General features: G+C 69.1%; 9 protein-coding genes and 1 pseudogene. 5 read left to right on the top strand and 5 right to left on the bottom strand.

The genetic code is table 11. The annotated features are described in order from the left end of the window. The coding region (locus A5782_RS27010) for a hypothetical protein (protein WP_231986783.1) at positions 1-257 on the bottom strand (257 nt) is incomplete at its 3' end. Between A5782_RS27010 and A5782_RS26620 the strand changes: the two genes are divergently transcribed. Both A5782_RS26620 and A5782_RS25045 read left to right on the top strand, forming a co-directional pair. Then, a complete protein-coding gene (locus tag A5782_RS26620) occupies positions 250-450 on the top strand; it encodes a hypothetical protein (protein ID WP_197694346.1) in 201 nt (66 codons plus the stop codon). The two genes, A5782_RS27010 and A5782_RS26620, sit on opposite strands and share 8 nt — an antisense overlap. A 94-nt stretch (positions 451-544) precedes the next feature. After that, positions 545-1,870, top strand: coding sequence for a UDP-glucose/GDP-mannose dehydrogenase family protein (locus A5782_RS25045; RefSeq protein WP_067105077.1), 1,326 nt, complete (start codon positions 545-547; stop codon positions 1,868-1,870). 2 nt (positions 1,871-1,872) lie between these two features. Here A5782_RS25045 and A5782_RS25905 read toward each other — a convergent pair whose 3' ends face one another. Further along, entirely contained in the window at positions 1,873-2,037 is a 165-nt protein-coding gene (locus tag A5782_RS25905) for a hypothetical protein (protein ID WP_197694345.1), read from the bottom strand. A 145-nt stretch (positions 2,038-2,182) separates the two neighbouring features. On the opposite strand from A5782_RS25905, the gene A5782_RS25035 reads away from it, so the two are divergent. From A5782_RS25035 to rfbA, 3 genes are read left to right on the top strand one after another with little or no spacing between them, the layout of a single operon-like run. Further along, positions 2,183-2,938 (top strand): maleylpyruvate isomerase family mycothiol-dependent enzyme, encoded by a 756-nt coding sequence (locus A5782_RS25035; protein WP_067105083.1) that lies wholly within the window; start codon positions 2,183-2,185, stop codon positions 2,936-2,938. A 29-nt stretch (positions 2,939-2,967) separates the two neighbouring features. After that, positions 2,968-3,339 (top strand): nuclear transport factor 2 family protein, encoded by a 372-nt coding sequence (locus A5782_RS25030; protein ID WP_067105085.1) that lies wholly within the window; start codon positions 2,968-2,970, stop codon positions 3,337-3,339. Between the two features lie 27 nt (positions 3,340-3,366). Beyond that, on the top strand, positions 3,367-4,242 hold the full coding sequence (gene rfbA, locus A5782_RS25025) for a glucose-1-phosphate thymidylyltransferase RfbA (RefSeq protein ID WP_067105073.1): 876 nt from the start codon (positions 3,367-3,369) through the stop codon (positions 4,240-4,242). Here the strand turns inward: rfbA and A5782_RS25020 are convergent. From A5782_RS25020 to A5782_RS25010, 3 genes and pseudogenes are all read right to left on the bottom strand, one after another. Beyond that, positions 4,184-5,449 (bottom strand): YibE/F family protein, encoded by a 1,266-nt coding sequence (locus A5782_RS25020; protein WP_067105081.1) that lies wholly within the window; start codon positions 5,447-5,449, stop codon positions 4,184-4,186. The two genes, rfbA and A5782_RS25020, sit on opposite strands and share 59 nt — an antisense overlap. A 32-nt stretch (positions 5,450-5,481) precedes the next feature. Next, positions 5,482-6,774, bottom strand: coding sequence for a pyridoxal phosphate-dependent aminotransferase (locus A5782_RS25015; protein ID WP_067105071.1), 1,293 nt, complete (start codon positions 6,772-6,774; stop codon positions 5,482-5,484). 32 nt (positions 6,775-6,806) lie between these two features. Beyond that, positions 6,807-7,688: pseudogene (locus tag A5782_RS25010) on the bottom strand (FeS-binding protein); the annotation flags it as partial.

The following is a 7,688-nucleotide window of genomic DNA, read 5'->3' as shown; positions in this document are numbered from 1 at the left end:
TTACTACGCGTCTCGTGGGCTCGGAGCTGTGAATAAGAGACAGCTCCCGAGGCACCCGCGCCGGCGGCGCCCGCTCCGGCCCCCGCTCCCGAGGCGCCCGCGCCGGCTGCCGCTCCACCGGCGCCCGCACCTGCGCCGGAAGCTCCCGCGCCCGCTCCCGCGCCGGCGGCTCCCGCGCCGATCCCGGAGGCCCCCGCACCAGCGCCGGCGGCTCCGCCACCGCCCCCGCCCGCCGTGGCGCCGATCCCGGTGCCCATTCCGCTGCCGATCCCGGGTCTTGGTGGGCCGGGCTTCGGTGGACCCCCGGGCGGCGGCTTCGGTCCGCACGGTGGCGGTGACGAAGGCCCGCACGGCGGCGGCGGCTTCCCCGGGTTCCCCGGCGGCGGGGGCCATGGCGGCGGTGGCTTCCCCGGCTTCGGCGGAGGTCACGGCGGCTTCGGTCGCCACTAGCGCCTGAGGCCGGCAGCCACCCGTCATCTGCAGTTTGCCTCCCGCTTAACCCCCCGATGCAGTTAGCTCATCGGGCCCAGCTACACCTGGTTGTATGCGATGCACCGTGTTCGGCACGGGTTACCTGGGTGCCACCCACGCGGTTGGGATGGCGGCATTGGGACACGATGTGCTCGGGATCGATATCGACCCCGGCAAGGTGGCCAAGCTCGCCGGGGGAGACATCCCCTTCTACGAGCCGGGCCTGCAAAAGTTGCTGAAGGAGAACCTGGCCGCGGGCCGGCTGCGGTTCAGCACCGACTACGACATGGCGGCCGACTTCGCCGACGTTCACTTCCTGGGCGTGGGCACCCCGCAGAAGAAGGGTGAATACGGCGCGGATCTGCGCCACGTCTACGCGGTGATCGATGCGCTGGTGCCACGGTTGACGACCTCGGCCGTGCTGGTTGGCAAGTCGACGGTCCCGGTAGGCACCGCGGCCGAGCTGAACCAGCGGGCCGCGGCGCTGGCACCGCGCGGGGTCGACGTCGAAATCGCCTGGAACCCCGAGTTTCTGCGCGAAGGCTACGCCGTGCAGGACACCCTCAATCCGGACCGGATTGTGCTGGGTATCAATCAGGATTCGACGCGCGCCGAGGTCGCCGTTCGTGAGCTGTACGGTTCGCTGCTCGAGGCCGGGGTGCCGTTCCTGGTGACGGATCTGCAGACCGCGGAGCTGGTCAAGGTTTCCGCCAACGCCTTTCTGGCAACCAAGATTTCGTTCATCAATGCGATTTCCGAGGTATGCGAGGCGGCGGGCGCCGACGTCAGCCTGCTGGCCGATGCGCTCGGCTACGACCCGCGGATCGGCCGCCAATTCCTCAATGCCGGTTTGGGTTTCGGTGGTGGCTGCCTGCCCAAGGACATCCGCGCCTTCATGGCGCGCGCCGGTGAGCTGGGCGCCGACCAGGCGCTGACGTTCCTGCGCGAGGTGGACAGCATCAACATGCGCCGGCGCACCCGGATGGTCGAACTGGCCAGCGCGGCCTGCGGCGGCTCGCTGCTGGGCGCCAACATCGCGGTGCTCGGTGCGGCGTTCAAACCCGAATCCGACGATGTGCGTGACTCACCCGCGCTCAACGTCGCCGGTCAACTGCAGCTCAACGGGGCCGCGGTCAACGTCTATGACCCCAAGGCCCTGGACAACGCGCAGCGCCTGTTCCCCACGCTGAACTACGCGGTCTCGGTCGAAGAGGCTTGCGAGCGCGCGGATGCGGTGCTGGTGCTCACCGAGTGGCGCCAGTTCGTCGACATGGACCCGAACGACCTGGCGGACCGGGTGCGGGCCCGCGTCATCGTGGACGGGCGGAACTGCCTGGACGCCGCCCACTGGCAGCAGGCGGGCTGGCGCGTGTACCGCCTGGGCGCGCCGCGCCCCTAGGGTCAGACCGAAAACAGCTCGGACTCAACGACGCTCGCCCACCGTCGACGCTCGGGCCCCGAGGAGATGCCGTGCGCGCCGCTCTGGTCGTATTCGGAACCCTCACGCTCCCGGAACGCGCGGATCGCTGTGCGGGCGACCGGAAGGCTCGCATTGTCGTTGGGCATGAGCACCTCTCGGGGACAAGGGCATTCGGCGGCCTGGACGCCCGGCATGCCTGACATCGACGAGACAAGTCTGCAGTGCGCGCAATCGTCACCGCAAGGCATGCGGGAGCGGGAGGCGGCTGTCGCGGCGAGTAGCCTGACCCGCGTGGACTATGCCGGAAAATTCCTCGACGAGAACCGGGCCTTCGCGGAGCTTTTTCGCGATGTCGACGAGTCCACGCCGGTGCCCACCTGCCCGGACTGGACCCTGCGGCAGCTGTTCCGCCACGTCGGCCGCGGCGACCGCTGGGCGGCGCAGATCGTGCGTGACCGACTCGAGGGCTACCTCGACCCCCGCGCGGTTGAGGGCGGCAAGCCGCCGCCCGATCCCGCCGGCGCGGTTCCGTGGCTGCACGGCGGCGCCCAGCGCCTGATCGACGCCGTCGAGCTGACCGGGGTCCAAACACCGGTCTGGACGTTCCTCGGGTCGCGTCCGGCGAACTGGTGGATCCGGCGCCGGTTGCACGAGGTCGCGGTGCACCGGGCCGACGCGGCGATCGCGCTGGGCGCGGGTTTCACCCTCGAACCCGACGTGGCGGCCGACGCCATCACCGAATGGCTGGAACGAGTCGCGATCCAGGCGGGCGGCGAGGGGGCGCCGCTTCCGCTCGAGGAGGGTGACACCCTGCACCTGCATGCCACCGATCCCGGCCTCGGTGAAGCCGGCGAGTGGACGATCGCCGTCGAGCAGGGCCGGATCGCCTGGTCGCATCAGCACGGCAAGGGCAGCGCAGCCCTGCGCGGTGGTGCGACCGAGCTGCTGCTGGCGATCCTGCGCCGTCAGCCGCTGGCGGACACGGGCATCGAACTGTTCGGCGACGACGGCGTGTGGGAGCGCTGGTTGGGCCGTACGCCGCTCTAGCCGTGGGGTCGCACGGTACTTTGCACACCATGACCACATCGGAGATCGCCACCGTTCTGGCATGGCACGACGCCCTCAACGCCGCTGACATCGAGACGTTGACGGCCTTATCCAGCGACGACATCGAGATTGGCGACGCGCACGGAGCCGCGCAGGGCCACGAGGCGCTGCGCGGCTGGGCCACCTCGCGCCGGGCGACCACGCAGCTCGGCCAGCTGTACGTGCACGACGGCGTCGTCGTCGCCGAACAAAAACCGAGCAGCCCCGACGATCCGGCGGCGGGCACCAACGCGTTGGCATTTCGCGTCGTGCATGACCACGTGACCTCCGTGTTCCGGCACGAGAGCTTGGCGTCGGCGCTGGCTGCCACTGAGCTCACCGAGTCCGACGCCATCGAATAGGGCCGATCAAAGCGTTAGGAGCTATCCATGCGCGGAATCATCCTGGCCGGCGGGTCGGGCACCCGCCTGCATCCGATCACCACGGGCATCAGCAAGCAGTTGCTGCCGGTCTACGACAAACCGATGGTCTACTACCCGCTGTCCACCCTGATGATGGCCGGAATCCGCGACATCCTGGTGATCACCACCCCACATGACGCGGCCGGATTCCAGCGGCTGCTGGCCGACGGCTCGCAATTCGGCATCAACATCACCTATGTGACGCAGGAAAAGCCCGACGGCCTGGCCCAGGCATTCGTCCTGGGCGCCGACCACATCGGCAACGAACCGGTCGCTTTGGTGCTGGGAGACAACATCTTCTACGGTCCGAGGCTGGGCACCAGCCTGAGTCGCTTCCAATCCATCAGCGGGGGAGCAGTTTTCGCGTACTGGGTGGCCAACCCGTCGGCCTACGGTGTCGTCGAATTCAGCGACGACGGCACGGCGCTGTCGCTGGAGGAAAAACCCAAGACGCCGAAATCCAATTACGCGGTGCCGGGTTTGTACTTCTACGACAACGACGTGATCGAAATCGCCAAGGGCCTCAAGAAATCGGCGCGCGGGGAGTACGAGATCACCGAGGTCAACCAGATCTACCTGAACCGGGGCCGGCTCTCGGTCGAGGTGATGGCCCGCGGCACGGCCTGGTTGGACACCGGAACGTTCGACTCGCTGCTGGACGCCAGCGATTTCGTGCGCACCCTGGAACGCCGGCAGGGCCTGAAGGTCAGCGTTCCCGAGGAGGTGGCGTGGCGGCGGGGCTGGATCAGCGACGAGCAACTATCCGAGCGCGCGCACGGCCTGCTCAAGTCCGGTTACGGCGGCTATCTGCTGGACCTGTTGGAGCGGAGCCGATTTCACTAGGTTTGGCCAGCACGGCGGCGATCGCCGTGGTCAGCGGCACCGACAGCGCCAGCGCGATACCGCCCACCGCTGACCGGGCGATTTCGATAGCCACGCTTTCGCTGGTCAACACGTCGGTCAATGAGCGGTTGGCGACGCTGAACAGCAACAGCAGCGGCAGCGAACTACCCGCGTACGCCAGCACCAGCGTGTAGACCGTGCTGGCGATGTGATCGCGACCCACCCGGATGGCGCCCAGAAAGATCGCCCGACGCGAGCCGCCGAGGTGGGCGAGCTCGAACACCGTCGAGGCCTGGGTCACCGTCACGTCGTTGAGCACACCCAGCGACCCGATGATGAACCCGGCGAGCAGCAGCCCGCCGATCGACACACTGCCCAGATACGCGCTGACGGTGCTGTTCTGCTCGTCGGACAGCCCGGTCAGCTGCGCCAACTGTATTGCCGCCCAGGATAATCCGGTGGCCAGCAACAGCGCCGACAGGGTGCCCAGCAGCGCGGCGCTGGTCCGCAGGTTGACCCCGTGGGCGAGATAGATGACCGCGTACAGGATCGCCGCCGACGCCACCAACGCCACCGGAACCGCCGGCGCGCCGTCGCGCAGCGCCGGCAGCAGGAACATCACCAGCACCAAAAACGCGACCACGATGCCCACCAGCGCCAGCAGTCCGCGCCACCGCGCCACGGCCACGATCACCACCGCGAACGCGATCGCCAAACCGACCAGCGCCCAGCCACGTTCGAAGTCGTAGAACGCGTAGCTGGTGGCGCCTTGATCGTCGACCTGCCGGACGAGCCGAATGCGGTCACCCACCGCGAATTTCGGCTGGCCGGGACCGGGGGAGGACTCCAGCAGCGTCTGGGCACCGGCGTTGGGCCCGGAATCGATCGAAACCTGGGTCAAGACGCACCGGCCCGCACCCGGCGGCGCCTGCTGCGGCGTACCGGTGAGGACCTGGCTGACCGACGGGCTACCGCAGTCACCCGTCCCGCTGGACAGCACGTGCCCGGCCTGAGTGCTCACCGCCCCACCCGCCGCGTTCTGCAGCGGCATCGGGATGTCGACGTGCTGTCGGCTGGGCCAGAGCACGATAGCGCCGACGGCCACCGCCACGCCGATCGCGACCAGCAGCCCGACGACGATCCGGGCGGGTAACGGAGCAACGGCGGACGGGCCCGACGGCATGCTGTGCGAGTGGGAGTGCGTCACCCGCTCCACCGTAGAGGCGGCCGCGGGGGTGCTTACGGTCGATAGCCGACGAGGAAGTTGCCCAACCGCTCGATCGCGGCCGCCAGGTCGCGGGCCCACGGCAGCGTCACGATGCGCAGGTGATCCGGTGCCGGCCAGTTGAAGCCGCTGCCCTGGGTGACCAGGATCTTCTCCTGCAGCAGCAGATCGAGGACGAGCTGCTCGTCGTCCTCGATGTCGTAGACCTCCGGGTCCAGCCGGGGGAACGCATACAGCGCACCGTCGGGCTTGACGCAGGACACCCCCGGGATCTCGTTGAGTTTGGCCCACGCGACGTCGCGCTGCTCGAGCAGCCGCCCGCCGGGCAGGACCAGGTCGTCGATGCTCTGGTAGCCGCCGAGGGCCACCTGGATCGCGTGCTGCGCCGGGACGTTGGGGCACAGCCGCATGTTGGCCAGCAGGTTGATTCCCTCGATGAAACTGCCGGCGTGGTCCTTGGGCCCGGTGATCGCCAGCCAGCCGGCCCGATAACCGGCCACCCGGTAGGCCTTGGACAGGCCGTTGAAGGTCAGGCACAACATGTCCGGCGCCAGCGTGGCCAGGTTGATGTGCTTGGCGTCGTCGTAGAGGATCTTGTCGTAGATCTCGTCGGCGAGCAGCAGCAATTCGTGCTTGCGCGCCAGATCGACTATCTGGGTGAGGACTTCACTGGTGTAAACCGCGCCGGTCGGGTTGTTCGGATTGATCACGACCAGCGCCTTGGTGCGCTCGGTGATCTTCGACTCCATGTCGGCGATGTCGGGTTGCCAGCCCTGCGTCTCGTCGCACAGGTAGTGCACCGGCGTGCCGCCCGCCAGGGAGGTCGACGCCGTCCACAGCGGATAGTCCGGCGACGGGATCAGCACCTCGTCGCCGTTGTCCAGCAGGGCCTGCAGCGTCATCGTGATCAGCTCGGACACCCCGTTGCCCAGGTAGACGTCGTCGACGTCGAAGCGGGGGAATCCCTCGACCAACTCATAGCGGGTCACCACCGCCCGGCGGGCGGGCAGGATGCCCTGCGAGTCGGAGTAGCCCTGGGCGTACGGCAGGGCCTGGATCATGTCGCGCATGATCACGTCGGGCGCCTCGAACCCGAACGGCGCCGGGTTGCCGATGTTGAGCTTGAGGATGCGATGGCCCTCGGCCTCCAGGCGCGCGGCCTGCGCGTGCACCGGTCCGCGGATCTCGTACAGGACGTCCTGAAGCTTCGACGACTGCGCGAAACTACGCTGCGGCCGGTGATGAGCCGACGCGTGCACAGGCAGGTGATGGGTGGTCACACCACTAATGGTGCCATCACTGTCCACTGATATTTGCTGTCACGCGGTAAAGACGCAGGTCAGCGCTTGCCCGGGGGACGCGCCCCACGGGCGATGCCCAGGCCTTTGACCGGTGGCTGCGACGGTGCGTCGTCGCCATCGGTCTGCTTTGCCGACTGCGCTTTCGGCGCTGGCTCGGCTTCGGCGTCCGTCTTCGGTTCCTCCGTCTTCGGTTCCTCGGCCTGGGGTGCTTCGGCCTTGGGCGCCACCTTCTTGGCGCCGGGCCGCTTGGCTCCCGCGGCGATGCCCAGTCCCTTGGCCGGCGCCGCGGGTGCCTTGGCTTCGGCCTTGGTCTCGGTCTCGGCTGCCGCTTCGGCCGGTGCCTCGGCTTTGGTGGCGTCGGTCTTGGGTGCCCCGGCCGCCGGTGCGGCCTTCTTGGCCCCGGGCCGCTTGGCGCCGCCGGCGATGCCCAGCCCCTTCACCGGTGCGGCGGCGGCCTTGGCTTCTCCGCCGGACTCGGCCGATGCCTCGGACTTGGGTGCCTCGGCCGCCGGCGCGGCCTTCTTCGCGCCAGGTCGCTTGGCGCCGCCGGCGATGCCCAGCCCCTTCACCGGAGCGGCTGCCTCCGCCTTGGCTTCTCCGGCCGGTTCGGCCGCAGCCTTCTTGGCGCCCGGCTTCTTGGCGCCGCCGGCAATGCCGAGCCCCTTGGCAGGTGCGGCGGGAGCGGCAGCGGCCTCAGACTTAGGCGCCGCCTGCGCCTTCGCGGGTGCCTCCTCGGCCGGCGCCTCGACGGGCGCGGTCGCCGTGGCGGTCGAGGCCTTGGGCGCTTCGGCCGCCCGCGCTTCGGCCCTTTCGGAGGCCTCCTTGGCGGCCGTGCCCTTCTCCGGCAGCGTCGCCTTGTCGTACTCGAGGGACCCGAGCAGGATCTGCGCGACGTCAAGCACCTCGACACCGCTGCGACC

Origin of the sequence: Mycobacterium sp. 852002-40037_SCH5390672 (assembly GCF_001665875.1) — a bacterium.
In the GTDB taxonomy this organism is placed as follows: domain Bacteria; phylum Actinomycetota; class Actinomycetes; order Mycobacteriales; family Mycobacteriaceae; genus Mycobacterium.
The sequence above is the reverse complement of the archived record's forward strand: the minus strand, read 5'-3'. Positions and strand labels throughout refer to the sequence as shown.